At 67.8% G+C, this 26,257-nt stretch carries 20 protein-coding genes and 1 pseudogene; 11 read left to right on the top strand and 10 right to left on the bottom strand.

All coding sequences use genetic code 11. The features are described 5' to 3' along the window. Positions 1-76: 76 nt before the first annotated feature. Both QFZ33_RS21450 and QFZ33_RS21445 read right to left on the bottom strand, forming a co-directional pair. Positions 77-520 carry a hypothetical protein gene (locus tag QFZ33_RS21450; protein ID WP_307030792.1) on the bottom strand — a complete coding sequence of 148 codons (444 nt, stop codon included), beginning with the start codon at positions 518-520 and terminating at the stop codon, positions 77-79. A 10-nt stretch (positions 521-530) separates the two neighbouring features. Beyond that, positions 531-1,121 carry a hypothetical protein gene (locus tag QFZ33_RS21445; protein ID WP_307030791.1) on the bottom strand — a complete coding sequence of 197 codons (591 nt, stop codon included), beginning with the start codon at positions 1,119-1,121 and terminating at the stop codon, positions 531-533. 147 nt (positions 1,122-1,268) lie between these two features. Here QFZ33_RS21445 and QFZ33_RS21440 point away from each other — a divergent pair, with 147 nt between their 5' ends. Further along, the gene (locus tag QFZ33_RS21440; RefSeq protein ID WP_307030789.1) at positions 1,269-2,888 is read left to right on the top strand and encodes a DUF7059 domain-containing protein; all 1,620 of its coding nucleotides are present in this window, start codon (positions 1,269-1,271) and stop codon (positions 2,886-2,888) included. Positions 2,889-2,983: 95 nt separating this feature from the next. Here the strand turns inward: QFZ33_RS21440 and QFZ33_RS21435 are convergent, their stop codons facing one another. Next, a complete protein-coding gene (locus tag QFZ33_RS21435) occupies positions 2,984-3,298 on the bottom strand; it encodes a hypothetical protein (RefSeq protein WP_307030787.1) in 315 nt (104 codons plus the stop codon). A gap of 185 nt (positions 3,299-3,483) precedes the next feature. Between QFZ33_RS21435 and QFZ33_RS21430 the strand changes: the two genes are divergently transcribed. The 5 genes from QFZ33_RS21430 (at position 3,484) to proC (ending at position 9,930) form a co-directional block, all read left to right on the top strand. Then, positions 3,484-4,152 carry an ArsR/SmtB family transcription factor gene (locus QFZ33_RS21430; RefSeq protein ID WP_373427312.1) on the top strand — a complete coding sequence of 223 codons (669 nt, stop codon included), beginning with the start codon at positions 3,484-3,486 and terminating at the stop codon, positions 4,150-4,152. 174 nt (positions 4,153-4,326) lie between these two features. Next, complete coding sequence (gene topA, locus QFZ33_RS21425) at positions 4,327-7,050, top strand: type I DNA topoisomerase (protein WP_307030785.1); 2,724 nt, start codon at positions 4,327-4,329, stop codon at positions 7,048-7,050. A gap of 53 nt (positions 7,051-7,103) precedes the next feature. Further along, positions 7,104-7,553 carry an SseB family protein gene (locus tag QFZ33_RS21420; protein ID WP_214852822.1) on the top strand — a complete coding sequence of 150 codons (450 nt, stop codon included), beginning with the start codon at positions 7,104-7,106 and terminating at the stop codon, positions 7,551-7,553. Between the two features lie 83 nt (positions 7,554-7,636). Continuing rightward, the gene (locus tag QFZ33_RS21415; RefSeq protein WP_307030783.1) at positions 7,637-8,629 is read left to right on the top strand and encodes a Ppx/GppA phosphatase family protein; all 993 of its coding nucleotides are present in this window, start codon (positions 7,637-7,639) and stop codon (positions 8,627-8,629) included. 467 nt (positions 8,630-9,096) lie between these two features. After that, positions 9,097-9,930 (top strand): pyrroline-5-carboxylate reductase, encoded by an 834-nt coding sequence (gene proC / locus QFZ33_RS21410; protein ID WP_307030781.1) that lies wholly within the window; start codon positions 9,097-9,099, stop codon positions 9,928-9,930. A 236-nt stretch (positions 9,931-10,166) separates the two neighbouring features. On the opposite strand, the gene QFZ33_RS21405 is transcribed toward proC, so the two are convergent. Together QFZ33_RS21405 and QFZ33_RS21400 are read right to left on the bottom strand one after the other, a co-directional pair. Next, complete coding sequence (locus QFZ33_RS21405) at positions 10,167-10,853, bottom strand: potassium channel family protein (protein WP_307030780.1); 687 nt, start codon at positions 10,851-10,853, stop codon at positions 10,167-10,169. Beyond that, positions 10,846-12,279, bottom strand: a complete 1,434-nt coding sequence (locus tag QFZ33_RS21400) for a TrkH family potassium uptake protein (RefSeq protein ID WP_307030779.1) — start codon at positions 12,277-12,279, stop codon at positions 10,846-10,848. The genes QFZ33_RS21405 and QFZ33_RS21400 overlap by 8 nt, the downstream gene beginning before the upstream one ends. A 105-nt stretch (positions 12,280-12,384) precedes the next feature. Between QFZ33_RS21400 and QFZ33_RS21395 the strand changes: the two genes are divergently transcribed. Both QFZ33_RS21395 and QFZ33_RS21390 read left to right on the top strand, forming a co-directional pair. After that, positions 12,385-13,596 carry an acetoin utilization protein AcuC gene (locus tag QFZ33_RS21395; protein WP_307030777.1) on the top strand — a complete coding sequence of 404 codons (1,212 nt, stop codon included), beginning with the start codon at positions 12,385-12,387 and terminating at the stop codon, positions 13,594-13,596. Between the two features lie 77 nt (positions 13,597-13,673). After that, positions 13,674-14,327: an ArsR/SmtB family transcription factor gene (locus QFZ33_RS21390; RefSeq protein WP_307030775.1), complete on the top strand. Its 654-nt coding sequence runs from the start codon at positions 13,674-13,676 to the stop codon at positions 14,325-14,327. Between the two features lie 80 nt (positions 14,328-14,407). Here the strand turns inward: QFZ33_RS21390 and QFZ33_RS21385 are convergent. Then, positions 14,408-15,746, bottom strand: a pseudogene (locus tag QFZ33_RS21385) (alpha-hydroxy acid oxidase). Between the two features lie 107 nt (positions 15,747-15,853). On the opposite strand from QFZ33_RS21385, the gene QFZ33_RS21380 reads away from it, so the two are divergent. Beyond that, positions 15,854-16,561, top strand: a complete 708-nt coding sequence (locus QFZ33_RS21380; protein WP_307030773.1) for a FadR/GntR family transcriptional regulator — start codon at positions 15,854-15,856, stop codon at positions 16,559-16,561. On the opposite strand, the gene QFZ33_RS21375 is transcribed toward QFZ33_RS21380, so the two are convergent. Next, the gene (locus tag QFZ33_RS21375) at positions 16,562-19,069 is read right to left on the bottom strand and encodes a beta-glucosidase family protein (protein ID WP_307030771.1); all 2,508 of its coding nucleotides are present in this window, start codon (positions 19,067-19,069) and stop codon (positions 16,562-16,564) included. Continuing rightward, a complete protein-coding gene (locus tag QFZ33_RS21370; RefSeq protein WP_307030769.1) occupies positions 19,070-20,347 on the bottom strand; it encodes an MFS transporter in 1,278 nt (425 codons plus the stop codon). It abuts the gene before it with no gap. A 134-nt stretch (positions 20,348-20,481) separates the two neighbouring features. Between QFZ33_RS21370 and QFZ33_RS21365 the strand changes: the two genes are divergently transcribed. Next, positions 20,482-21,072, top strand: coding sequence for a TetR/AcrR family transcriptional regulator (locus tag QFZ33_RS21365; protein ID WP_307030767.1), 591 nt, complete (start codon positions 20,482-20,484; stop codon positions 21,070-21,072). 104 nt (positions 21,073-21,176) lie between these two features. Here the strand turns inward: QFZ33_RS21365 and QFZ33_RS21360 are convergent, their stop codons facing one another. Beyond that, entirely contained in the window at positions 21,177-23,192 is a 2,016-nt protein-coding gene (locus QFZ33_RS21360) for a beta-galactosidase (RefSeq protein ID WP_307030765.1), read from the bottom strand. A gap of 24 nt (positions 23,193-23,216) precedes the next feature. After that, entirely contained in the window at positions 23,217-25,319 is a 2,103-nt protein-coding gene (locus tag QFZ33_RS21355; protein ID WP_307030763.1) for a DUF6807 family protein, read from the bottom strand. A 250-nt stretch (positions 25,320-25,569) separates the two neighbouring features. Here QFZ33_RS21355 and QFZ33_RS21350 point away from each other — a divergent pair, with 250 nt between their 5' ends. Then, the gene (locus tag QFZ33_RS21350) at positions 25,570-26,235 is read left to right on the top strand and encodes a rhamnogalacturonan acetylesterase (protein WP_307030762.1); all 666 of its coding nucleotides are present in this window, start codon (positions 25,570-25,572) and stop codon (positions 26,233-26,235) included. The last annotated feature ends 22 nt before the right edge of the window (positions 26,236-26,257 follow it).

Genomic DNA, 26,257 nt, shown 5'->3' with positions numbered 1-26,257 from the left:
CCGCCGGGAGAAAAAATTCTCCCTGGCTGTCCCGGACCTGCGGGTCCATGCGGTCCCGCCGTCAATGGGCCCCGGATTAGCGCGCTGGAACCAGATGGTAGGCGTACAGGAGCGGCGCGTCCACGCTGGAGGCGCTGATCTCCATTCGCGCGGCCTTCGGTACGGTGATCGTCGCGGCTTCGAGGCTGCCGTTGCAGGCCGCTCCGGCTTCCGCCAGTTCCTTGCCGGCGAGCGTCACCGCGAAGAACGCCTTCCCGCCGCCGTCGCAGGTGATGGTCAGCGTGTACTCGCCTGCCGGGACGCTGGCTGCCGCCTGGATGATCCGGTCCCGGTTGAGGATCTTGCCGGCGTCTTCCAGCACTGCCTGGCCGTCGGAGGGCAGGGCGGTGGCCCGCCACTGCGGAACATCGGCATTTTCGATCGACACCACGGGGGAGCAGGCAGTAACTGCCAGAACCATGACGGCGGACGCGGCCGTCCCGCCCACGGCACGGGAAAACAGAGGAGAACGGTCAGGCATGACTTCAAACTTACCCGTTCGAGGTACTGCCGGTTTCCGTTCCACTTCTCCCGCTCCGCCGCGAGGCCACAAAAGAGACAAGTCTGTCTGCCTCAGCCAGCACTTTGGCCATGCCGGCAGAGGTCGCCAGCACGCGCTCGCCCCGTGACTCCAGGGTCACGGGAATGACCGTGGTCCGTCCCGCGCCGGGCGGCACCGCCGTCTCGTGATGTGGGGGCTGCGGTTCCGGCCGCTGCGGTTCCGTTGGTGGGGGTTTCACGGCCTCGCGCCTGGCGCTCTCCTCGGACAGGGTCAGGGCATCGATCTTGGCGCCGCCGATCTTGTCCAGCATCTCGTAGTCCTCGTCGCTGCACAGATCGCTGGCCGCAAGGTGCTTCAGCGCGACCAGGCCCACGATGGCCCTGCTGAAGTCGCGGTCCATTGCAAGGTCGATGGCCCACTGGGTCCGCTTCCACCATTGGTCACGCCGGTCCGCCTCGCGCCGCTGGGCGAGCGCACGCCAGGCGATCCAGCCGGCAATGACGGCGGCCAGCAGCGGGGCGAATGCCGCCGCGTACCGCAGCCAATCGGGATCGGCCGCCACTGCCTGGGTTCCGAGCATGGCCCAACTGTAGCTTTAGGCGCCGACAATAATCAGGCGCCGACGATAAGGCGGACCACACGCCGTGCCGGGTCCTCGGCCTGAGGGCCGGAGTGGCCGGAAGGGCATGACCGGCCCGCAGGCATAGCCGGGAAATAGACTTGGCCGGTGACCGAACCAACGCACTTCACCGCCGGCAACATTCCCGACGCACCGCGCAGCGATCTGCCCGACCTCCTGCAGGCCCTGGCCTCGGACCTTCGCGCGGTGGGCTACACCCTCGAGGGCGTGGCGGACCTGCTGGGGGACTCGGCGTACGCGGCCCTGAACCGGGACCAGCTCATCCCGGCACTGATCGCGACTGAAGCAGCAGCCGCCGGCGAGCCACGCACCGCGGCGCTGGCCGCCGTCGTGCGTTTCTGGCTACTGGCCGTTCCGCAGGAAGCGGGGGTGCTCGACGCCGCGCTGCCGCGGACCCGCTCCGAAGGCCTGGTGGCTCTTGGCCTGGCGAAAATCACGGGGACCGAGGCTGCTGCCGAATCGGACCTGCGCCCCTACGGCTGGGACTCGGGCGGGAACGGCGGCGTCGAAATCTGGGTGGCCAGCGACCTCGCCGCGCACCAGCGGCCCGGCGTCCTCAGGCACGACCACGTTCTGGGCATCGGGCAGGCATCCACCACCCTTGTCCAGACCACCATCCGCCGCGATGCCGAAAGAGCACTGGACCTTGGCACCGGCTGCGGCATCCAGACCTTCCATCTCCTGCAGCACAGCGGCCACGTCACCGCCACTGACATCTCGGAGCGCGCACTCGCATTCACTCGCTTCAACCTCCTGCTCAATGCTGAAGCCCTGGCCATTGATCCGGAACGGCCGGAAGAGCGGGTGAGCCTGCGGGTCGGATCGCTCCTCGAGCCTGTTGCCAGCGAGGCTTTTGACCTCGTCGTGTCCAATCCGCCCTTCGTTATCACACCGCGCACAGCGGGGGAGGCCGCGGCCGACCAGTTCACCTACCGCGACGGCGGCCTGCCGGGCGACGACATCGTCGCGTCGCTCATCCGCTCCCTGCCTGACGTGCTTGCCCCGGGCGGAACAGCCCAGCTTCTGGGAAACTGGGAAATCCCGGAGGGTTCGGCGTGGGACGAGCGGCCGCAAAGCTGGGCCGGTCCGGACACTGACGCGTGGTTCATCCAGCGCGAACAGGTGGGGCCGGAGCAGTACGCCGAGACCTGGCTGCAGGATGCCTCCGAAACCCGGGACCGCCGGCACTATCAGGAGGCCTACGCCGCGTACCTGGAGGACTTCGCGTCGCGGAATGTCGGCGGCATCGGCTTCGGCATGGTCTTCCTGCGCCGGCCGGCCGGTGAACGGCGGATCCGCCGGTTCGAAGAGATCACCTACCCGATCGAACAGCCGGTCGGCCCCCACCTGGCGGCAGCGGTGGAACGGGCCGACTGGCTGGCGGCCCACGACGTGACCGCGGCCCACCTTCTTGTGGCCGAGGACGTCACCGAGGAGCGGCACCAGCGCCCCGGTGCCGAACACCCCGGCGTCATCCTGCTGCGCCAGGGAGCGGGCCTCCGCCGCACCAACCTGCTGAGCACCGAACTGGCGGGCTTTGTCTCCGCGTGCGACGGCGACCTGACCGCCGGACAGATTATCGGCGCCCTTGAGGCGCTGCTGGGCGGAACGGAGGGGTTCGACGGCGACACCTTCCGGTCTGGTCTGCTCACGGAAGTGGCCAATCTGGTCCGGGACGGATTCCTGCTGCCTGTTGAGTCGGACTGACGCCGGCCCACAGCGCGAACGGACAGTTGCGGCCCCGAATCTCAGTGGATCTAGGGCCGCAACTGTACGTTCGCGCTGGGAGCGCGCAGGCACTTTCAGTTATTCAGGGCACGGCCCATCCCGGGAGCAGGGACGTCGATGGTGAAGCCGCACATGCAGCGGTAGGTCACGGCGTCGGCGGCGCCCACCGTCTTCAAGGAGCGGATCAGACGCTGGCCGTCCACCCGAATGGCCATTTCCAGGGGGAATTCCTGATCCAGACGCTTCATTGACCGCCGGCAGTGCCGCGGAGTGCCCGTTGCTGCCAGCAGGGAGCTGTCGGTGGCCGTGCCCGCGTCCAGGCTTGAGCCGGTGAGTTCTCCGGCGGGCCGGGTTGCCGGCATCAAAGTGTCTTCGTCGAGGGTAATCATGGTCATCCTTTGGGCTTCTCACGGGGCTGCCAACGCTGGCTGCCCCGCCGCGAACTGCTTGCGGGAGGTCTGTTTACGCATATAAGCAAAGCATGCTTAGTATTTCCGGGCAAGCCGACTGGCCTCGGATCGGGGGATATCAAGCATTTCTTTCAGAGCTCCTTGGTGCTGCGTAAACTGATGAAGTGAGTACTGACGCGCTGTCCCCGGGACCGCAGCCGGAAGCCGCGCCGCGCCGCAGGAACCGGCCGGGAAAGAAGGTGGAAATCACCGACCCCAAGGCGATCCGGGCCCTGGCCCATGCCGCCCGCCTGGAAGTCATTTCCGAGCTGTACTCCACACAGTCCAGCCGCACGGCCACGGAACTCGCCCAGCAGACCGGGCTCACCCCCAGCGCGATGAGCTACCACCTGCGGGCACTGCAGAAGTGGGGCATCGTGGTCCCGGCCGAGGCGTCGGCCGACGCGCGGGAACGCCGGTGGAAGGCGGCGGGCACGGACTTTGCGATCAACTCCGGCGGGGCGGTGGCCGGTCCGGACTTCGCGGTGATCGACCTCGAACTGGACGCATTCCGGCGCCGCGCCAGCGCTTACGCCCGGACCCGCGACGAACAGCGCCAACGCGGTGAGTCCGCCGAGCCGGCGTCGGCGGTGCTGCTCGCCAACAACCTTCTCTATCTGACGGCCGAGCAGCGCAAGGAACTGACGGAAAGGGTCTTTGAGCTGCTCCGGGACTACGAGCTGGAGGATCCCAACCGCATTCCGCCGGGCGCCGAGCGGATCGCCACAATGTGGTCAATGATTCCGGACGACCGTACCCTGCCGGAGGCCTCCGGGGGCCACGGCGGCACCTGACGGGCGCGGCGGACGGGCGCGTGCTGGCCCGCGGGGACACGTCCGGGCGGCTGGCAGCCACGGCCGTGACGGGGGCCACCGTTTTCCACATGACAGCGCAGAATTCTGCAAAATATGGTGAACTAGGCCAGTATGGGCTGATCTGCCCGAGCAACCTTTTTCTGTAGGAGCACTGTGCCAAGCAAGGCCAAAACCGGCAAGAAACTCGTGATCGTGGAGTCTCCGGCCAAGAGCAAGACCATCGCCAAGTATCTGGGCGAGGGCTTCATCGTTGAGGCCTCCATTGGTCACATCCGCGACCTGCCGCAGCCGTCCGAGCTCCCCGCGGACCTGAAGAAAACCTCCCTGGGCAAGTTCGCCGTCGACGTCGAAAACGACTTCAAGCCCTACTACGTGGTCTCCCCGGACAAGAAGAAAAAGGTGGCCGAGCTCAAGGCCCAGCTCAAAGACGCCGACGCGCTCTATCTCGCAACCGATGGGGACCGCGAGGGCGAAGCCATCGCGTGGCACCTCCTGGAGGTCCTGAAGCCCAAGGTCCCCGTGTACCGGATGACCTTCGGCGAAATCACCAAGGAAGCCATCCACCGTGCCATGGACAACCTCCGCGACGTCGACGCCGCCCTGGTTGACGCGCAGGAAACCCGCCGCATCCTGGACCGCCTCTACGGCTATGAGATCTCCCCGGTGCTGTGGCGCAAGGTGGCGCGCGGACTGTCCGCCGGCCGCGTGCAGTCCGTGGTCACCCGCATGGTGGTGGACCGCGAACGGGAACGCATGGCATTCAAGGCCGCGTCCTACTGGGACCTGACCGGGCAGTTCGGTGCCGACGCCGGTTCCTTCAAAGCGAAGCTCGCCGCCGTTGACGGCGCCAAGGTGGCCACCGGCCGGGACTTTAACGACGACGGCGAACTCACCTCGCGCAATGTTGCGCACCTCAACGAGGAACTCGCCACCTCGCTGGCCGCCGCCCTGCAGGACGCCGACTTCCGAGTCCGCTCGCTGGACACCAAACCGTACACGCGCCGCCCCGCTGCGCCCTTCACCACCTCCACGCTGCAGCAGGAGGCCGGCCGCAAGCTGCGGTTCTCATCCAAGAGCACCATGCAGGTCGCCCAGCGGCTGTACGAGAACGGCTACATCACCTATATGCGTACGGATTCCTCGGCGCTGAGCGACGAGGCCGTCACGGCCGCGCGCCGCCAGGCTTCCGAGCTGTACGGCCCCGAATACGTGCCGCAGTCGCCGCGCGTCTACACCAGCAAGGCCGCAAACGCGCAGGAGGCCCACGAGGCCATCCGCCCCGCCGGTGACTCCTTCCGCACCCCGGCACAGGTCGCCAAGCAGCTCAGCGGCGACGAATTCCGCCTGTATGAGCTGATCTGGAAGCGCACCGTCGCCTCCCAGATGGGCGACGCCAAGGGCTCCACCGCAACCATCCGGCTGGGCGCTGTAGCCTCGGACGGCCGCGACGCCGAGTTCTCGGCCTCCGGTACGGTCATCACGTTCCCCGGCTTCCTGGCCGCCTATGAGGAAGGTAAGGACGAAAGTCGCGGCGACGACGACTCCGACGAGGCCCGCCGCCTGCCGAACGTCACGAAGGGTGACGCGCTGACCGCCTCCGACATTATCGCCGTCGGCCACGAGACCTCGCCGCCGCCGCGCTACACGGAAGCTTCCCTGACCGCCGAGCTGGAAAAGAAGGGCATCGGACGCCCGTCCACCTATGCCTCCACGATCTCCACCATCCAGGACCGCGGCTACGTGCGGAAGCAAGGCTCTGCCCTGGTGCCTAGCTGGATCGCCTTCTCCGTGGTGCGGCTCCTCGAACAGCACTTCACGGACTATGTGGACTACGAGTTCACGGCCGACATGGAGGGCGACCTGGACAAGATCGCCAACGGCCAGGCTGTGGGTGCCGCCTGGCTCAAGCACTTCTACTACGGCGAAGACGCCGATCCCGGCCTGCTGAGCATCGTGAACAACCTGGGCGAGATCGACGCCCGGGAGATCAACTCCGTGCCCATCGCGGACGGCATCACGCTGCGCGTCGGCAAGTTCGGCCCCTACCTGGAGAGCTCCCTGCCGACGGTGGATCCCAAGACCGGCGAAGTGGTGGAATCCGCCCGGGCCAACGTGCCGGAAGACCTCGCCCCGGATGAGCTCACTGCCGCCAAGGCAGTGGAGCTCATGGAAACGGCCGCTCCTGAGGAACGGGTCCTGGGTGCCGATCCCCACACCGGCCACACGGTTGTTGCCAAGAACGGCCGGTACGGCGCCTACGTCACCGAGATCATCCCGGAGATGACCGAGGAACAGCTGGCCAACCAGCCCGTGGAGTACTACAAGAATGGCAAGCCCAAGCCGCCGAAGAAGCCCGTCAAGGCCAAGCCGCGCACGGGTTCGCTGTTCAAGTCCATGACTGTCGACTCTGTCACCCTGGACGAGGCCATGCAGCTCATGAGCCTTCCCCGGGTGCTCGGCGAGGACACCGAGGGCAACGTGATCACGGTGCAGAACGGCCGCTTCGGCCCGTACCTGAAGAAGGGCACGGACTCCCGGTCCATCGGCTCCGAAGAGGAAATCTTCACTATCACGCTGGAACAGGCCCTGGAGATCTACTCCCAGCCCAAGCAGCGCGGAGCCCGCGCGGCCGTGCCACCGCTCGCCGAGTTCGGCCCGGACCCGGTGTCGGAGAAGAACATCGTGGTGAAGGAGGGCCGCTTCGGTCCGTACATCACCGACGGCATCACCAACATCACCGTGCCCCGCGACACGTCGCTGGAGGAACTGACCCGGGAACGCGCCGTCGAACTCCTCGCCGAAAAGCGGGCCAAGGGCCCGGTCAAGCGCACCACCACGCGCAAGGCCCCGGCGAAAAAGGCGGCAGCGAAGAAGTAGGGGGGACGGCTGCGGGAATTGCTTCGTGCCCTGCAACGTGGTCGAGTAGATGCATGACTGAACAGCCGGAACCCGCAGACACCACGCCGCTGAACGACCTTGAGGAGAAGCTGGCCCAGGGCGGCCAGCCGGACGCCGATCCGGTGGACGTCATCCTGTCTTTCCTCAACAACGAGGTCTACATCATCAGTTCCGACGCGCTTGAGGGCGAGGACTCCCAGGTTGAGCCGCTGGTGCTGGGCAACGCGGACGGCCAACCTGTCCTTGCAGTGTTTTCGCACCCCAGCAGGGTGGACACACAGTACCTGGAGGCTGCCCCGAACGTGCTGGGCACGCAGGGCGCGGCAATCATCGCCAACATCGGCGATGAGCTGGGGATGGTCATCAATCCGGGTGCTGCGTACGGCTTCGAGATCAACCCCGAGGGCATCGCCAACATCAAGCGCGACTTCAAGCGCGCCGATGACGTGGACCCCGACCCTGCGGGCCTCGAAGGCGAGTAGCTCGCGCGGCGGTCCGCACACTCAAGCCCGCAATGTAAGCGACAGGTTGCGTCCGCTGCGCCGGCGGGAGGAATAATGGCAGGATGCGGCTAGGCGTCCTCGATATCGGTTCCAACACTGTCCACCTCCTGCTGGTGGATGCCCACCCCGGCGCGCGACCTGTGCCTTTCGCCTCGCACAAGCGCCCCCTCTCGTTGGTGCAGTACCTCGATGAGGAAGGGAACATCACCGACGCGGGCCAGCACGAGCTCACGGAGTTCGTGCTCGAGGCCTGGGAGTTCGCGGCGCGGCACAAGGCCGACGACCTGCTGGCCTTCTGCACGTCAGCCATTCGCGAGGCCACCAACGGACCCGCGGTGCTGGCGCGGGTGAAGCACGAGACCACTGTGACGCTGCAGGAACTCACGGGCAGCGAGGAAGCGTCCATGACGTTTTTCGCCGTCCGCCGTTGGTATGGCTGGGGCGCCGGCCCCGTCCTGAACTTCGATATTGGCGGCGGTTCCTTCGAAATGGCGCTGGGGCAGGACGAGCTGCCGGAACTGGCAACCTCCGTGCCCCTTGGCGCGAGCCGGCTGACCCGGGACTGGCTGCACGAGGATCCGCCCTCCGCAAAAAGCGTCAAGGAGCTGCGCCGCTATATCAGGGCCACCCTCAGGCCGGTGGTCCGCAACTTCAACGAGGTGGGCAGGGCGAACGTCCTGGCTGGCACCTCGAAGACCTTTCGCTCCCTGGCACGGATCGCCGGGGCAGCCCCCAGCGCCGCCGGCCCGTACGTGAAGCGCGACCTGAACCGCACGGACCTCGGCATCTGGGCACAGCGGATCTCTGCCATGAAGTCCGAAGACCGGCTGCACCTGCCGGGCGTCTCCGAGGCCCGCGCCAACCAGCTCCTTGCCGGTGCGCTGGTGGCTGAAGCGGCCCTGGAACTCTTTGAGTACAAAAAGATCAAGATCTGCCCATGGGCGCTCCGCGAGGGCCTCATCCTCCGCCGGCTCGACCAGCTGGTCGTCGACGGCCCGCTTGAACCTGCACCGCACGTGGGTGTCCCGCAGGTCGCCGCGCTGCCCGCCATCTAGGGCCGGCGCGCCGCGGCCCCTCGCTGGCGGGCCTTAAACGAGTAAGCGCCGGCCGGTTACGCAGAAGAAGCTGGGGGGAACACTCCTGCAACCGACCGACGCCGCGCCAGTCCCGAAGGACCGGCTCCATCACTCGCACCTGTGAGGCGTTTACGACTCTAACGGGCCAGTATGGGTGTTCTGGGGGATTTACCTGAATGCAGGCTGGGAATCCGTCGGCCGCCGGACGGGGCTTCACGGGGCTTAAAAGCAAAGACACCGACGGCCTACTGCAGAAAAATGGGCAAAAACCGCTGCAGACCGTCGGTGCCTGACAAGCATCCCCATGCTTGCTTCATCACTCGCACCCTCAATGAGGTATTACCTAAGTTAGTGGCCGAAGGTGTGTGAATGCTTCGACCAACATGTGAGCTTCCTGTGAATGGTCGGGGTCTGCATCGGGCGCGATGAACTGCAATGATGGAGCAATGAGCAACCGAATCGCATTCCTTGGCTGTGGATCAATGAACGAGGCCATTCTGGGTGGCCTGCTGGACAGCGGCACGGATCCCATGGAGATCGTGGCCACCGTCCGCCGCGCGGAGCGGGCAGCGGAGCTGGCCGAACGGCACGCGGGCATCACGGCCATCGCCGGCAGCGAAGAGCCCGACAACAACAAGCAGGCGGCGAAGGGGGCCGGCGTCGTGATTCTCGGCGTGAAGCCTGTGGGCATCGCCGAGCTGGCCCGGGAAGTCAGCGGCTCGCTTTCTCCCGATGCGATCGTCATCAGCGTTGCGGCGGCCGTCTCCATCGCCCAGCTCGAAGCTGCCCTGCCGCCGGGCCAGCCCGTGATCAGGACGATGCCCAACACCCCGGCGAAGCTGGGCCGCGGCGTGGTCTCGGTCTCCGCCGGCACCAACTGCTCGCCTGCGCAGCTCCAGCTGGCGAAAGACATTCTCGGCGCGGTGGGGACCGTCGTCGAAATCCCCGAGGAGCAGGTGGATGCACTGGGCGCCATCAGCGGATCCGGTCCGGCCTACGCGTTCTACCTGGCCGAGGCCATGGCCGCCGCCGGCGTCGAACTCGGTCTCGACGAGGAGCTGGCGCTCCTGCTGGCACGCGAAACCGTGGCCGGAGCCGGCCTCATGCTCGCGGAACCCGGTGCCGAACCCTCCGCCCTGCGCAAAGCCGTAACCAGCCCCAATGGCACCACGGAGCGCGCCATCGCCACGTTCGATGACCGCGGCATGCCGGCGATCATCGCCGCGGGGGCACGCGCCGCGGCCGACCGCGCCGCCGAGATCACCAAACAGCTCGGCTAGTCCCCACCCGCACCCTAAGCTCGGCCAGGGGACCCTGCGGGCGTGGGCCCACCCACCAGCCCTTACCTCGCGAGCTCGGCCAGGGAACCCTGCGGGCGTGGGCCCACCCACCCACCACCCCTCCAGGAATGGAGTTTTGTACAGATACCGCGGGTTAGAGCCCCTTTAGAGCGCGGTATCTGTACAAGAACTCCCGACGGCGGCCCGCGCCGGGGTCGGGCACGACGGACCGCGTGTTACGGCCGGGCGGCGAACCGCTCCAGCAGGTCCACGTGGCCGGACACGATCAGCATGTCGCGGGCGGATACCTTGGTCTCGGGGCGGGCGTAGGTGAAGTCTTCGCCCGGGGACTTCACGCCCACGATCGTCACGCCGTACTTGGACCGGACCTTGGACTCGTCCAGCGTGAAACCGACAGTTTCACGCGGGGGATACATCTTCACGATCGCAAAGTCGTCGTCGAACTCGATGAAGTCCAGCATGCGCCCGGAGACCAGGTGCGCGGCGCGGACGCCGGCGTCGGCCTCGGGGTAGATGACGTGGTTGGCGCCGATGCGGGTGAGGATCTTGCCGTGTGACGGCGTGATCGCCTTGACCCACAAGTGCTCGATGCCGAGGTCCACCAGGTTCACGGTGATGAGCACCGAGGACTCTATGGACGTGCCCACGCCCACCACGGCCGAGCTGAACTCCTGGGCGCCCAGCTGGCGCAACGCGTCGATGTTGGTGGCGTCGGCCTCCACCACGTGGGTCAGTACGGGCGACCATTTCTGGACCAGGGACCTGTCGCGTTCGATGGCCAGCACCTCGCGGCCCTGCTTCACCAGCTGCTCGGCAGTGGAGGCACCGAAGCGGCCCAGCCCGATCACCAGGACCGGCGCGTTGTGGGCGGGGCGGTTGGGGGCGCCTGACGGATTAGCCAATGATGGGCCTCTCTTCGGGGTAGTGGTACAGCTGGCTGCGCTGGCGCAGGGCCAGGGCAGCGGCAAGCGTGACCGTGCCGACGCGGCCGGCGAACATCAGGGCCGACAGCACGTATACGCCCTCCGGCGGGAGTTCGGCGCTGAGGTTTGTGCTGAGGCCTACGGTGGCGAAGGCTGAAATGGTTTCGAAAAGCACCCGGTCCAGGGAAGCGCCGCTGATGTGCAGCAGCAGGAATGCGGACGCGGACACCAGCGTGGCACCGGCGACGATCACCGAGATGGCCACGCGCATGGTGCCCTCCGGGATGGTGCGGCCATAGACCTTGACGTCGGCGTCGCCGCGGGCTTCGGCGATGATGGCCAGGAACATGACGGCGATGGTGGTGACCTTGATGCCGCCGGCGGTTGAGGCGGAGCCGCCGCCGGCGAACATGAGGGCATCTGTGAGCAGCATGGTGGTGGATTCCATCTGGTTCTGGTCCACCAGGTTGAAGCCGCCGGAGCGCGTCATGACGGAGGCGAAGAGCGAGTGCGTGATCTTGTCGCCGAGGTCCATGCCGCCTATGGTCCGGATGTTGTCCCATTCCATGAGCGCCCACAGGACGGTTCCGGCGGCGAGCAGGATGAACGAGACCTGGATGGTGAGCTTCGTGTGCAGGTTCCACTTTTTCCAGTTCAGCCCGTTTTGCTGCAGCACCATGACTACGGGGAAGCCCAGGCTGCCCAGGAACACGCCGAGCATGAGCGGGATGAGGATCCAGAGGTCTGTTTCGTAGGGGACGATGCCATCCGAATGCGGGGTGAATCCGGCGTTGTTGAAGGACGAGATCGAGTAGAAGACGCCGTGCCAGACGGACTGCCAGAAAGGCTCGCCGAGGACCATGAAGCGCGGGATCAGGGCGATCGCGAGGGCGGCCTCGATGACCACCGAGGTGGTGATGACGATCCGCAGCAGCGTACCCACCTCACCCAGCCGGCCCGCGTTGTTCATGGCCTCCTGGGCGATGAGCTTGCCCCTGACCCCCAGCTTCTTGCTCACCATGAGGGCCAGCAGCGAGGCCAGCGTCAGCGTGCCGAGGCCGCCGACGAAAATACCGACCAAAATGATCAGCTGGCCGAAGAAGGACCAGTGCACGGCGGTGGACACCACGGTCAGGCCCGTGACGCAGACGGCCGAAACGGCGGTGAAGAGGGACTGGTGGAGCGGCGTGAAGTCACCGGTTGCCGAGGAGGCCGGCAGCGACAGGAGGGCGGTGAAGAGGACGATGACCACCACGAAGGCGCTCAGGGCAAGCCGGGCCGGCGATGTGTTGGCAATGTCATCGATGAAGTCACGGATGCCCGTGAATATCCACAGGCCCTCACGCTCCGGCGGTGCGGGTTGCCAGCTGGCCGGGCTTTTGGACCTCGACTGGCTTTGGGTCATGTGCGGCTGTTCCTCGATTGACTCTGCTTCCTCCAGTAGTAAACCACTAAACACCGCGCCGTGGCCGGGCCTACGGGCTGACCGGGCTCCGGTAGCCTGTCAGTGATGACATTCCAGCCCGGACTCAGCCTCCCCGCACTGCCAACGACGGTGGTGTGGGACGCTGCCATGACGGCGTACAACTTCGGCCCCGGCCACCCCATGGCCCCGGAGCGCCTGGACCTGACCGCCCGGCTGGCCGGCAGCCTTGGCCTGCTGGATCTTGGGCACGTCACATTGGCTGCCCCGGACGTGGCCGACGACGGCGAGCTCACCACCGTGCACAGCCCCGACTTCGTGGCCGCGGTGCGCCGGGCCAGCGACAACCCCGCCGCCGCGGACGAGTCCTACGGGCTGGGCACCGAGGACGATCCCGCGTTCGCCGGGATGCACGAGGCTGCGGCGCGCCTGGCTGGCGGCTCCCTCCTCGCGGCGAGCTCGATCCTGGACGGCTCGGCGGTCCGGGCCGTGAACTTCGGCGGCGGCCTCCACCACGCGTCCCGGGACCGCGCCAGCGGCTTCTGCGTCTACAACGATGCCGCCCTGGCGGTCCGTAAACTGCTCGACGGCGGTGTGCAGCGGGTGGCATATATCGACATCGATGCCCATCACGGGGACGGGACGCAGAGCATCTTCTGGGATGACCCCCGCGTCCTCACCATCTCGCTGCACGAAACCGGCATGTCACTGTTTCCCGGCACCGGCTTCGCCAACGAGATCGGCGGCCCCGGGGCCCTGGGCAGCGCGGTGAACGTGGCGCTGCCTGCGGGAACGGGGGACGCCGGCTGGCTGCGGGCTTTTCACGCCGTGGTCCCGCAACTGGTGGGCGCTTTCGCGCCCGAGGTCATCGTCAGCCAGCACGGCTGCGACTCGCACCGGCTTGATCCCCTGACCCATTTGAACGTTAGTGTGGACGGACAGCGCGAGGCAGCCACCGCCGTCGCGAACCTCGCCGCCCGGTACTGCGGAAACCGCTGGATCGCCACCGGCGGCGGCGGGTATCACATCACTGGCGTTGTGCCGCGGACGTGGAGCCACCTGATCGGCATCGCTGCCAACCGGCCGGTGCCGCTGCGAACCCCCGTGCCGGAGGCGTGGCGGACTTACGTGCAGGAACGCTACGGCGTTGACACGCCCGAGACCATGGGCGACGACGCCGACGTCTGGTGGCGCTCGTGGGAGGTGGGCTTCGATCCCAACGACGACATCGACCGCACCGTAATGGCCACGCGCAAGGAAGTCTTCCCGCTGTACGGACTGGATCCCTGGTTCGACTAGTTCCGGTTTCTTCATGGGGCCAACCACAGGCGAAATAGTAGATGCCATTTGGCGTATATGTCGCTAGGGTGGGTCTCATGGTGACAGACGACGTATTTGCCGTCATTGCGGAGGCCACGCGGCGCGACATTCTCGTGTCCCTCCAAGCGGGGGACAAAGCAGTGGGGGAGCTGGTCGAGGAGCTCGCCGCCAGCCAGCCCACCATCTCCAAACACCTCAAGGTGCTGCGTGAAGCCGACCTCGTGAGCATGCGCGCGCAGGGCCAGAAGCGCTACTACGCGCTGAATCCAAAGCCGCTGGCGGGTGTCGCCAGCTGGCTGGAAACGTTCGACGTCGGACGCGCGGCTTCCGCCGAAGCGTCACCGGACGCCGCAGCCCAGCAGGCTGAGGAAGCGCAGACCGGTACTGCACGTGCGGCCGCCGCCTCAGCCGGAACATCGGCCGGAAGTCCCGCGCCCGCCGCGGCCAGCCCTGCCGCGGAAGTCCCGGACGCCTTCGCGGCAGCCGCCGCGGCACATGCCGGGAGCGCGGCGGACGACGCTACCCACGCACCCGGGCGGCCGGCGAGCGGCCAGCTGAGTCCCGCCGTCGTGGTTCCCGGGGGACAGGTGCCCGGGAGCGCCGGCCAGGACGACACCGTGCCGCAGCAGATAGGCCGTACCGTGGGCCGCGCCGCGACGAAGGCCGCCGACCTGCTGGCCAACCTGCCCAAGTTCGGCCGCAAAAAGTAGCCCCACCCAACTGAGTAGCAGCTGAGGGCGTTCTGAACCCTCAGAACGCCCTGTGCTGCGACCCAGTTGGGGCCCACGCATTACTTGCCGAGGATCCGCACGTGGTCGGGGGTCAGCTCTGAAATACTGCTGACCCCGAGGAGCGCCATGGTGCGGGCCATGTCCTTTTCGAGGATCTGCAGGACGCGGTCGACACCGGCCCGGCCGCCGGCCATGAGCCCGTACAGGTAGGCGCGGCCGATGAGCGTGAAGTCGGCGCCGAGGGCCAGGGCGGCGATGATGTCCGCGCCGCTCATGATGCCCGTGTCCAGCATGATCGCAGCGCTGCTGCCGTCCGCCTTGAGCGCCTTGGAAACTTCCGGAAGGAGGTGGAAGGGAATGGGTGCGCGGTCCAGCTGGCGGCCGCCGTGATTGGACAGCACGATGCCGTCGGCACCGTGGTCCACCACCTTGCGGGCGTCGTCCACGGTCTGGATGCCCTTGACCACGAGCTTGCCCTTCCAGGTTTCCCGCAGCCAGTCCAGGTCCTCGAACGTGAGGGTAGGGTCGAACATCGAGTTGATGAGGTCGGCGACCGTGCCCGTGTACCGCGAGAGCGAGGCGAAGGTGAGCGGCTCGTGGGTGAGGAAGTTGAACCACCAGGCCGGGCGGTAGGACGCGTCCAGGACGGTCTTCAGCGTCAGTGCGGGCGGGATGGTCATGCCGTTGCGGACGTCGCGCAGCCGCGCCCCGGCCACGGCGGTGTCCACCGTGACCATGAGGGTGTCGTTCCCGGCCTTCGCTGCCCGCTCAATGAGTTCGAGAGAGCGGTCCCGGGTCTGTCCAGAGATACAGCTGGAACCAGTTCCGGCCGTTGGGTGCCGCCGCGGCAACGTCCTCGATGGAGGCCGTGCCCATGGTGGAGAGGGTGTACGGAATGCCGGCGGCCTCGGCGGCCTGCGAGCCCGCGTATTCGCCCTCGGACTGCATCATCCGGGTGAAGCCGGTGGGCGCGATGCCCACGGGAAGCCGGGAGGACTTGCCAAGAATGTCGGTGCTGAGGTCGATACTGGACACATTCCGCAGGATGCCGGGGCGGAACTCGATGTCCAGGAACGCTTCACGGGCGCGCCGCAGGGTGATCTCGGATTCCGCTGCGCCGTCAGTGTAGTCAAACGGGGCCTGGGGGGTGCGGCGCTTGGCGATGTCGCGCAGTTCCCAGACGGTGCTGGCGCGCTTGAGCCGTGCTTCCTTGCTGAACTCGGGCTTCTTGAATTGCATCAGCGGGGCGAGGTCCGAGTACTTCGGGATGCGGCGCTTCAGGGCGGCCGGAACTGCGGCTGCTACGGCGACACCGGTGGCGGGCCGCGTGGCCGGGATGTCCGTCGCGTCCGGGGCCGGGGTGGTCTCGGGATTGCTCGGCTGGATGGTATGGGTCATGGCTTTCCTCCGTGGGCGTGCCGGGGGATGCTGAACAGGAGCCTCCCCGCTGTGGTCTAACCACACTGTAAAGCATGTGGTCCAACCACATCAAGTACCATGGGCTCATGCGTACGCACCAACTTGTCCTGCGGTGGATCGAGAACCAGCTCTCCGGCGGCCAGCTCGCCGTCGGCGGCCGCCTTCCGGCCGAACGGACCCTGGCCGAGCAGCTCGCCGTGTCCCGCACCTCTGTCCGCGAGGCCATCCGCGTCCTGGAGGCCATGGGCGTGGTCCGGGCCGGCGTGGGTTCCGGCCCGGAGGCCGGGACTGTGGTGATCTCGGATCCGACGGCGGCCCTCGGCTCCGCGCTGCGGCTGCACGTCGCCACGCAGCACCTGCCGGTGGAGGACGTGGTGGAGACGCGAGTGCTGCTCGAGTCCTGGGCGGCCGCCCGGGCCAGGCCGGATGCCCCCGAACTCGACCTGGCCGCGGCACTGCTGGACGACATGGACGAGGGCCACGGCATCGACGACTTCCTTGCCCTGGACGTCCGCTTCCACCTGGCCTTGGCAGATGCCGCCGGCAACGCCGTGGTCAGCGCCATGATGGGGTCCCTCCGGGAGGCCATCCAGGGCTATGCCGGGCAATTGACGGCGAACCTGCCGGACTGGGATGCCACGGCCTCGCGACTCCGGGCCGAGCACCGGGAGATCCTGGCGGCCATCCGGAAGGACGACGGCGGCCGGGCGGCCGAACTGGTTGCCGCCCACATCCGGGGGTACTACAAAGAAGCCGGGCTGGGCCCGAAGGATTCGGACCGAGCCCAGCCGTAGCTAGCGGACCTCGACCTCCAGCGCCTGGAAGTCGTCCGCCGCATGCCGGCCCACCAGCAGACGGAACGAGCCGCGCTCAACCTGCCAGCCGCCGTCGTAATGGCCAAAGGCGCGGGCCGGGATCCGGACCTCGACGGTGTCCGTGCCGCCCGCCGCCAGGTGCGTCCCTGCATATCCGGCCAGCCAGCGGACGGGCCGCTCCACGGCGGAATCCTCGCGGGCCAAATACACCTGGACCACTTCGCGGCCGGTGCGCGTGCCGGTGTTCCGGACGGGGACGTGCACCACGATGTCCTGGCCGGCCGGAACCGACTGCGGCGCGTGCGCTGTGCCGAGCTCGAACGTCGTGTAGCCCAGGCCGAAACCGAATGGCAGCAGCGGAGCGGCGCCGCCCACGGCCTGCTGCTTGAGCCAGGCGCGGTAGCCCACGTGGATGCCCTCGCTGTAGACCACCTTGCCGTCAACAGGCGTGGTGTTCAGGACGGGAACGTCCCCGAGCGCCGCTGGCCAGGTGGTGGGAAGCCGGCCGCCGGGCTCTTCCTTGCCCAGCAGGATGTCCGCCACTGCGGCGCCGAACTCCTGTCCGCCGAACCAACCCAGCAGCACCGAGCTGACCCTGTCCAGCCACGGCATCAGCACGGGCGAACCGGAGTTGACCACCACGACGGTGCGCGGGTTGACCGCGGCCACGGCTTCAACAAGCTCGTTCTGGTGGCCGGGGAGATCAAGGTCTTTGCGGTCGAAGCCTTCCGATTCGATCGCGGCGTTGGTGCCCACCACGACGACGGCGACGTCGGCCGTCCGGGCCGCCTCGACGGCGGCCCGGATCTCGGCCTGGGGGTCGGCGACGATGGTCTCCTCGCCGAGCAGGATGGCCGTCAGCGGAATCTCCTGCTGCTGCGGCAGTTGGTACAGCGCGTCAATGGTGAACCGCTGACGTGCGGTGGCCTCGAAGGCGTGGATGATCTGGGGCGGATCGAAAAGCGCGGCGCCCAGGACGTCGGTGTCGTCCTCCAGCTCACCGTTGAAGACCTCGGTGCCGTCTACGGAAACGGCGATGTGGCCCACCGTCCCCACGCCGAGGTGGCGGACGCCCGCGGTTTCCGCTGTCCACTCGGTCTGCATGCGGATGGCCGCCGTGCCCTCCGGAATGCCGACGCCGAACCAGATCAGGTGTGAAGCCAGCCGGTCCTCGCCCGAGATCTCCGTTCCGTCGGCGGCCAGGAAGGTCACGCGCATGCCGGGCACGCCGCTGACCGGGTTGTGCAGCGCCTTGCGGGCGAACGGCTGCAGCCCTTCGGCCACCTTGGCGCCGCGGGCGTAGGTGACGGGTACGTCGTCGGGCAGTGCCCTGCGCAGGCCCTCCAGCGGCGAGACGGTGTACTTGGGCATGACGGTGGCGCTGCCGCCGCCCTGCGTGCGGGCCTCCTCGGCGTTGTGCCCGATGACGGCAACGTTGCCGAGCGCCGTGGCATCGAGCGGAAGCAGGCCGCCCTCGTTGCGGACCAGCACCGCTCCGCGGACTGCCACTTCGCGGGCCACCAGTGCGCCGTCGAGTTCTGCCGGGACGGCGGTGACAGCGGCCTCGAAGCCCTCGAGCGAGCCGACCCTGGCGGCGAGGCGCAGGATGCGGGTGACCTTTTCCAGGATCGCGTCCCGGCTGACGCGGCCGTCCTCGACGGCGGCGAGCAGCTTGGCGCCCCAGTGGCCCACGGGTCCGGGCATCTCCAGGTCCTGGTGCGCGTTGGCGGCATCCACGGAACGGACGCCGGTCCAGTCCGAGACGACGACGCCGTCGAAGCCCCACTCGGTGGACAGCGGGGTTTCCAGGAGCTTGTTCTCGCTGGCCGTGGTGCCGTTGATGGAGTTGTAGGAGCTCATGACCAGCCAGGCGCGGGCCTCGGTGATGGCGTCCTCGAACGCGGCGAGGTAGAGCTCGCGCAGCGGCCGTTCATCCACCACGGAATCGGAGGTGAAGCGGTCGGTCTCGGCCTCGTTGGCAAGGTAGTGCTTCGGCGTGGCGCCCACGCCCATGGACTGCACGCCGGAGACGTAGCCGGCGGCCAGCGTCGCCGTGAGCCGCGGATCCTCGCTCATGCATTCGAAGTGGCGGCCGCCCAGCGGGGAGCGGTGCAGGTTGATGGTGGGCCCGAGGACGGCGTGGACGCCCTTGCGGCGCGCTTCCTGGCCCAGCACCTGGCCGTAGCGGCGGGCGATGTCCACGCTCCAGGTGGCGGACAGGGCGGACGACGACGGCAGGGAGACTGAGTCGTGGCGCTCGTCGAAGTCTTCGCCCCGGACGCCGGCCGGGCCGTCGGACAGCACGATCCGGCTCAGGCCGATTTCCGGCAGGGCATGGGTGGACCAGACGTCGGCGCCGGTCAGCAATCTGACCTGCTGTTCCAGGCTGAGGCTTCCGGCCAGTTCTCGCAGGCGTGCCTCGGCGTCCGCCGGCAGCAGCTCAGTGCCCGCCGGTGCGGTCTTCTGTGCGGACAGGGTGGGGTTCATTTACTTGACTCCTTTGATGCGGGTGACGAGGACTGCGCCGATGATGCCGACGGCGGCCCCGCCAAGGAAGAGCGCGGGGTAGCCGCCGAGGGCGATGACGGGGAAGGCGACGGCGGGCACGATTGACTGGGGGAGTGCCTGGGCAATGTTGAAGACCCCGAAGGTCTTGGCATTCTCTGCCTGGCCGCTGGGCAGCAGGTCGGCGATGAGGGCCACGTCAACGGCGCCGAAGCAGCCCAGGCCGAGGCCCACGATCGCCTGCCCCACCAGGACCTGGTCGGTGCTGGGGCTCATGGCGATCACGATGAGGCCGGCCATGATGATGAGGCTGGAGGCGATCACCAGTGTCTTGCGCCTGCCGATCCGGTCGCTGATCCAGCCGCCCGCGACGCTCGTGACCACGGTTCCGGCGGAGCTGACCAGGGTGGCCTGGAAGACCAGGGAGGCGATGCTTTCCTCTGCCACATGGAGCTGGTCCGCGAAGAAGTACGGCAGGTAGAGCAGGCCCGCGCAGTAGCCCACATAGACCATGAACTTGGTCAGCCAGGCCCAGCCGAGGCCCGGGTGGAGGCGCGGGTCGAAGTAAAAGGACCCCAGGATTTCCTTGAGGTTCAGGGGCGCCGGCCGTTCGGTGAGGACCCGGTCCTTGAACGTGAAGGCGAAACCGATGGCCAGGGCGGTCCCCACGATGCCCGGAACCACCGCCATCTGGAAGGCGTTGTCGAAGAGCTGCGCGAAGTACGCCGCGGCCACGAGACCGATCGGCAGGGTCATGCCGATGAGGCCGGAGAGTCGGCCGCGCTCAGCGGGGGCCGCCTGGTCCGGGAGGGTCGCGACGAGGGCAGCCAGTGCAGCGTTGAATCCGAGCTGCGCCACAACCCAGGCGCCCAGGACGCTGGCCACATCCCCGGCGAGGCCCAGGAAGAAGAGCGCGCCGAGCCCGATCAGGGAGCCGCCAACGATCCACGGCTTGCGCATGCCGAACCGGGACGTGGTGCGGTCGCTCAGGCGTCCGAAGAACGGGTTGGCCAGCAGGGCGATGACGGCCCCGACGCCGGCCACGAGGCTCAGCGCTCCGGCCCTGGATTCCGGGGTGGTGATCTCGGAGACCTTGATGGCGAGGACGACGAGGGCCGGTGCGAGCAAGGCCATCCAGAGGCCGGCGCTGGCGATAGGCATACCAATGACGTAGGCCCGCGGCGCCTTGACGGACGGTCCTGCGGTTGGGGAAAGTGCGGGCGGAGCCGCGGTCTCCTCGGATAGGGATTCGATGGCCACATTGCCTCCTGACGAAAAGAGGCCCGCCGTTGGGCCTCGGTGAAAAGCGTAACGCCAAAAACCTAGTCTTACTAGGTTTTCTCACAAAATGACTTGCTGCCCGATAGGCCAAGGGTGTGAAATAAACTGGCGAGATGTCTCCCTCCAAGCCCCGCGGGCAGTACGCCAAAGGCGCCGAACGCCGCGAGCAGATCATCCAAACCGCCACAGATGTCTTTGCCATCGAAGGTTTCGAGGGCACGGCCCTCAAGCGCGTGGCCGAGCTTGTGGGCGTCAAGGAAGCAACGCTCTTCCACTACTTCAGCGGCAAGCAGGAGTTGCTGACGGCGGTGCTTGCGGAGCGGGACCGCCGCAGCAGGGACATTGGCGGATTGACCGAATTTGGCCTGCCCATGCTGGCGTCAGTGGCGGAGCGGAACAGGAAGGAGCCCGGGCTGACCACGCTGTATGCCGTGGCGTCGGCAACGGCCAATGACCCCGGGCACGCTTCCCACGGCTACTTCCAGGACAGGTACTCCCGGCTGGTGGAGGAGCTGGCGCTCGACATCGGCCGTCGCCAGGATGCGGGGGAGGTCAGGTCCGATGTTGCGCCGGAGTCGCTCGCGCGCCTGGTCATCGCCGCGTTCGACGGCCTTCAGCTGCAGTGGCTGTACGACAAGAAGGTGGACATGGCCGGCGGGCTGGCGGAGCTCGTCGATGTGCTCCTTGTCCCGGCCAAGCCCTAGTCCCGGGCGTCTCCAAAGCGCGCAAGGCGTGGAGTTTTTGTCCACTTGTCGCGACTTCGGGGGCGTTTAGCGGCCATTATCTGTACAAAAACTCCTCGCTACGCTCAGTCCTCGGCGATCACGGCCACCGCTCCGCCGGGGACAATCCCGCCGAAACGGCCGCCGCCCAACAGTTCCCCGCCGTCGGCCTTCACCGTCGCAGCCTCCCGGCCGTGGTTGATGGCGAAGAGGAAACGGCGCCCGTCCGCCGTAACCCGCCGGGTCAGTTCGACGCCGGCGGCGGCCTCCGCGGCGGCCGCCACTCCCGCTTCGGCCAGGAGCCGGTCCAGGAGGCGTTCGATGCCGTCGCGGTCGGGGAGGGTGGCCAGGTACCAGGCGGCGCCGCGGCCCGCGGTCCTTCGGGTCAGGGCAGGGACGCCGTCCAGCGGGTAGCCGGTGAAGGTGGCCAGGGTCTCAGCACCGTCCGCATGGACGTGCTCGCTCCAAACCCGGCCAATGGTGCCGTCGCTCAAGGTCACCTGCCCGCCCTCGAGCAGCGGATGGAACTCCTCGGTCCTGATGCCCAGCAGCTCCCGGAAGGCACCCGGGTAGCCGCCCAGCCGGATGTGGTCGCGTTCGTCGACGATGCCGCTGAAGTAGCTGACCAGCACCGTGGCACCTGCTTCGGCCGCGCCGGCGATGTTGGCCGCGGCGGCATCGGTGACGCAGTACAGCGTGCAGACCAGGACCACGTCGTAGCCGGAGAGGTCTGCGGTCGGGTGGACGAAGTCCACGCCCACGCCGCGCAGGAACAGCGAGCGGTGGAACGCCCGAATCAGGTCCAAATACTTCACGTCCTCGCTCGGGTGCGAGTCCAGTTCGCTGGCCCACCAGGCCTCGTAATCGAACACGATGGCCACCCGGGATTCGATCGTGGAGCCCTTGACCGGGCCTAGCTTGCCAAGGGCGTCGCCCAGTGCCACCACCTCGCGCCACACCCGGGTGTCGCGGCCGCCGTGGGGGACCATGGCCGAGTGGAACTTCTCGGCGCCGGCAACACTCTGCCGCCACTGGAAGAACATGACGGCGTCGGCGCCGCGGGCCACGTGCGCCAGGGAGTTCCGGAGCATCTCGCCGGGCATCTTGGGCTGGTTGCGGGGCTGCCAGTTCACGGCCGACGCCGAGTGTTCCATCAGGATCCACGGCCTGTTGCCCGCGACGCCGCGCGTCAGGTCAGCACTGAACGCGAGTTCGATCTCCCGCTCCGGATCCGCCGCCACCAGGTAGTGGTCGTTGGCCACCACATCCAGGTCCTTGGCCCAGTCGAAGTAGTCCAGGGACTTCGTGGCGCTGGAAACCATGAGGTTGGTGGTGGCCGGAACGTTGGGCGTCACCTCCCGGATCACTGCCAGCAGGCTCCGGTAGTAGTCCATCAGCGCCCAGGAGCTGAACCGCTGGAAGTCCAGCCGCTGCGTCGGGTTGAGGGTGGTGGGGGCGGCCCGCGGCGGAATGACCTCCTCGAAGGAGGCATAGTGCTGGGACCAGAAGGCCGTGCCCCAGGCCTCGTTCAGTGCCTCGATGCTTCCGTAGCGCCGCTCCAGCCAGCGCCGGAATGCCGCGGCGTCCTCAGGGCCGTAAAACTCCGAAACGTGGCAGCCCAGTTCGTTGTCCACGTGCCACAGCGCCAGCGCCGGATGGTCCTTGTACCGTTCGGCCAGTTTTCGGGTAATGCCCGTCGCATACCGGCGGTAAACAGCGGACGACGGCGAGTAGTGCCGCCGGGAGCCACGCTCCAGGACGGTGCCCTCCGCCGTCACCGGCAGGACCTCCGGATGCTTCCGCACCAGCCAGGCCGGGGGAGCGGCGGTGGCCGTGGCAAGGGCAACCTTGATGCCCGCGCCGTCCAGGTTGTCAAGCACCTCGTCCAGCCAGCCAAAGTCGTACTCTCCTTCGCGCGGCTCCAGGAGCGCCCAGGAGAAGATGGCCACGCTGAGGAGGGTCACCCGGGCCTCCTTCATGAGGCCGATGTCCTCCAGCCGCACGTCGGCGGGCCACTGTTCGGGATTGTAATCACCGCCGAATGCCAGGCCGGGACCGCTGTTCCAGGACGGGGTTGGGAGCGGGGGCTCTGGAGTGGGCATGGGACTCCTTTGTCGGGACGGTGGTCAGCCTCTTCTAGTGTTACCCGGAGCCACGAGGGATGCGACGGCGGCTGGCGACAGTTCGCCGTCGCACACCCACACGCTCAGGCTCCGCCGGAGCGATTCCCCTGCGGCCAGGGCCACTGGCTTGTCCCAGGCCAGGGCCGACCCCACGGCGGGGTACCCGGAGCAGCGGACAAACCAGGGATCGGCGGACTCGGCCGGGGCGCCGAATACGAGGGTCGCGGGTTGCCCGGACCGGATGCCGGGGACTTCGCCGAAGGATGCGGTCCACGCCAGCCACGGCGCCACGGAACCGTGGACTGCCGGTTCGCCCTCGGCGTCGGACGTGAAAATACGGGAACCGCTGCAGGCGGGTAGGCGCCAGAAGAAGCCGCCGTAGCCGCTGCCGGCGGCGCCATTGGAGCCGGGGCTGCCCAGTGAAACGTCGACGACGGCGGTCAGCTCCGTGCCCAGGTCCAGCCGCCACACCCGCTCACCGAGGATCTCGCGGCGGAGGGTCCGCTGTTCGGTCAGCAGGGGCTGTCCGTCCGTGCCGAGCCATTGGAGCTGCCGGGTGTCCGGTTCGTCCACGTCGGCGGTAAGCAGTTCGATCCGGCCGTGGTCCTGCCGGGACACGTACGCGCCGGCGTCGCGTGTGTACGTCTTCCCGCCCCAGAAGTTGGTGCCGTTGACGTCCTGGAGCGCGAAGCCGGCGCCGAGATGCCACGGGTGGTCCGCGGGGAGATGGTCCGTCACAACGGTTCCGCCGAGCGTGGTGACGGGATGCAGATAGGGGCGCGGGGCCAACCCCGTGTTGAGCCGCGCGCCGGTGCGCTGGACTGCCAGCGGACGGCCGCCGTCGTCGAACAGTACCGTGGCATCGGCCGGCTCAGCGGGGCGCGCCCACGGCAGGGCCAGTTCGCTGAAGGTGGCGTGTGCGCCGATGGCCCGCTCCAGGGCGTCCTCGATGCCGGGGATCACCGCATGGGCCGCATCACCGTCGCCCTCCCAGAGCACGTGGCCAGGGCTGATCGGCAACGGAGGCTCGGCCGTGCGGACAGCCTCGAGCACCAGCATGAACGCGCCCGAGTCGTTGAGGGCGCTGGTGAGTTCAGCGCCCCCGGCCAGGTACTCCAGCAGGTTTTCGGTGAGGTCGTCGCGGCCGAACTCCTGCGAGTGTTCACCGTCCGCGGTGCTGATGTGCAACCGGTCCTCCGTGTAGTGGAAAACGGCCGTTCCCTCGGAGCCTTGCAGGGTGATGTACGGCTCCACGGACTCCGAGGCGCAGAGCGTCAGGGCGCAGGTGATCGGCAGCCCGGCGTCGGTGCGGATCCTGATGACGGAGGTGTCATCGGCCTCGATGTCGTTCGCGCGGTAGAGGTCTGTTTCCACGGAGGCCACATCCTCCACGGTGCGGGCGCCCGCGATCCGCAGGGCGGTGGCGATGGCGTGCGCCAGGGGATTGGTGGCCACACCGTCCACCACGTCCACGCCGTCCATGCTCCGCTTGCCGGCCCACCGGGAACGCTTGTAGTAGGCGCGGTCCCGCACCCAGCGCCCTGTCGCGCCGATTCCCTGCAGGGTGCCAATGGTCCCGTCCTCGAGGAGCTCGCCGATGGCCGCCAGCGCCTGCGATCCGAGGCTCTGGAAGCCGATCTGCACGCTGCGTCCCGATGCCTCGGCGGCCTCTTGCAACTGGCGGAAGTCGGCCAGCGATGCCACTGGGGGTTTCTCCAGGTAGAGGTCGGCGCCGGAGGCCAGGGTGGCCAGGGCAAGCGGCGCGTGGGTCTGGATGGGGGTGGCGACGATGACCACGTCCGGTCTGTGGTTGCCGGCCAGGAGGGACTGCAGGTCAGGGTGGACTGCCGTGGAGTCCGGCAACGCGCCCGGCGACGGCGGATGCGGGTCCGCCACGGCCACGAGTTCCACCGCGCCGGTCCGGCTCAGCCGTTCGAGGTTCTCCAGGTGGTGGGCCCCGAACCCGTGGACGCCGATCAGCGCGACACGGGCGGGACCGGTGAGGTGCGGGGAGGCGGCTTTGGTGGCTCGTTGACTGGGCACCGCCTCGTCACTGGACGCTGGCTGTGTGCCGGAGGCGGCGCCAGCGCCCACAGCATCCGGCATTGGCCGAATTGGATGTGCGGGCTGGGTGAGCGGGGTATTCAAGGTGCTCCTGTCCGGCGTTGCAGTGCTGCGCGACGCCATCGTCAACCGTTGCCGGGGTAGCATGTGCCCTCAAGCAGCAAGCGCTTTCCCGTTCCGTCTGCTGCCCAGTGTACTCCGTTGGCGGGGGATGTGTAACGTTTCAAAAACTGCTTGACCGGCGGGCCGCCGGCGGCTGATCATCAACGGGAACTGATGCGGAAGGAAGAGCATGAAGATTTTGCTGGCCGGAGATTCGACCGTGGCCACCTGCCCGAGCTACGAGTATCCGATGAGTGGCTGGGGCGCCCACCTCGCGCCCCAGGTCTACTCGTGGGGTGCCGTGCACAACTTCGCCAAGGGCGGGGCAACTACCGAGTCCTTCCGGGAGGAGGGGCTCTGGTACGAACTCTTGCACCAGGCGGTCAGCGGCGACGTGGTGCTCATCCAGTTCGGCCACAACGACCAGAAGCGCCGCCACCTGGCCGCCCGGGGAGGCTATGAAGAAAATCTCCGCCGGATGGTGCTGGACGTCCGGGCCAAGGGTGCCACCCCCGTCCTCTGCACTTCGGTGGAGCGGCGTCACTTCAGCGATGGCCGCCTCGAGGAGACGCTGGGGGAGTACCCCGCGGTAGTCCGCGAACTGGGCGCCGAGCTGGGCCTCGACGTGGTGGACCTGCACGCCTGGACCCGGGCCCTGTACGCCGAGCTTGGCGAGGAGGGGTCCAAGGAGCTGTTCTTCCATTTTGGCCCCGGCGAACACGCGCACTGGGCCGGCGGCCTGCTGGACGACACCCACTTCCACGAGCGGGGAGCCCGGCGGATCGCCGCGTTCGTGGCCGCCCGCCTGGAAGTGCTGGGCTTCAAGCCGGAAGCCGACCTGCTGGGTGTCTTCTGACCGGACGCTGGCGGTAAGGGGA

The organism is Arthrobacter globiformis (assembly GCF_030815865.1).
GTDB classification, from domain to species: Bacteria; Actinomycetota; Actinomycetes; order Actinomycetales; family Micrococcaceae; genus Arthrobacter; species Arthrobacter globiformis_B.
Note: the sequence above shows the minus strand (reverse complement) of the source record. Positions and strands in the feature narration are given on the sequence as shown.

Coding starts and splice junctions, on each gene's coding strand:
- QFZ33_RS21390 (WP_307030775.1), top strand. CDS start 13,674: ATGGTGACAGACGACGTATTTGCCGTCATTGCGGAGGCCACGCGGCGC.
- QFZ33_RS21395 (WP_307030777.1), top strand. CDS start 12,385: ATGACATTCCAGCCCGGACTCAGCCTCCCCGCACTGCCAACGACGGTG.
- proC (WP_307030781.1), top strand. CDS start 9,097: ATGAGCAACCGAATCGCATTCCTTGGCTGTGGATCAATGAACGAGGCC.
- QFZ33_RS21355 (WP_307030763.1), bottom strand. CDS start 25,319: ATGCCGGATGCTGTGGGCGCTGGCGCCGCCTCCGGCACACAGCCAGCG.
- QFZ33_RS21360 (WP_307030765.1), bottom strand. CDS start 23,192: ATGCCCACTCCAGAGCCCCCGCTCCCAACCCCGTCCTGGAACAGCGGT.
- QFZ33_RS21435 (WP_307030787.1), bottom strand. CDS start 3,298: ATGATTACCCTCGACGAAGACACTTTGATGCCGGCAACCCGGCCCGCC.
- QFZ33_RS21350 (WP_307030762.1), top strand. CDS start 25,570: ATGAAGATTTTGCTGGCCGGAGATTCGACCGTGGCCACCTGCCCGAGC.
- QFZ33_RS21365 (WP_307030767.1), top strand. CDS start 20,482: ATGTCTCCCTCCAAGCCCCGCGGGCAGTACGCCAAAGGCGCCGAACGC.
- QFZ33_RS21400 (WP_307030779.1), bottom strand. CDS start 12,279: ATGACCCAAAGCCAGTCGAGGTCCAAAAGCCCGGCCAGCTGGCAACCC.
- QFZ33_RS21445 (WP_307030791.1), bottom strand. CDS start 1,121: ATGCTCGGAACCCAGGCAGTGGCGGCCGATCCCGATTGGCTGCGGTAC.
- QFZ33_RS21420 (WP_214852822.1), top strand. CDS start 7,104: ATGACTGAACAGCCGGAACCCGCAGACACCACGCCGCTGAACGACCTT.
- QFZ33_RS21375 (WP_307030771.1), bottom strand. CDS start 19,069: ATGAACCCCACCCTGTCCGCACAGAAGACCGCACCGGCGGGCACTGAG.
- QFZ33_RS21450 (WP_307030792.1), bottom strand. CDS start 520: ATGCCTGACCGTTCTCCTCTGTTTTCCCGTGCCGTGGGCGGGACGGCC.
- QFZ33_RS21415 (WP_307030783.1), top strand. CDS start 7,637: ATGCGGCTAGGCGTCCTCGATATCGGTTCCAACACTGTCCACCTCCTG.
- QFZ33_RS21380 (WP_307030773.1), top strand. CDS start 15,854: ATGCGTACGCACCAACTTGTCCTGCGGTGGATCGAGAACCAGCTCTCC.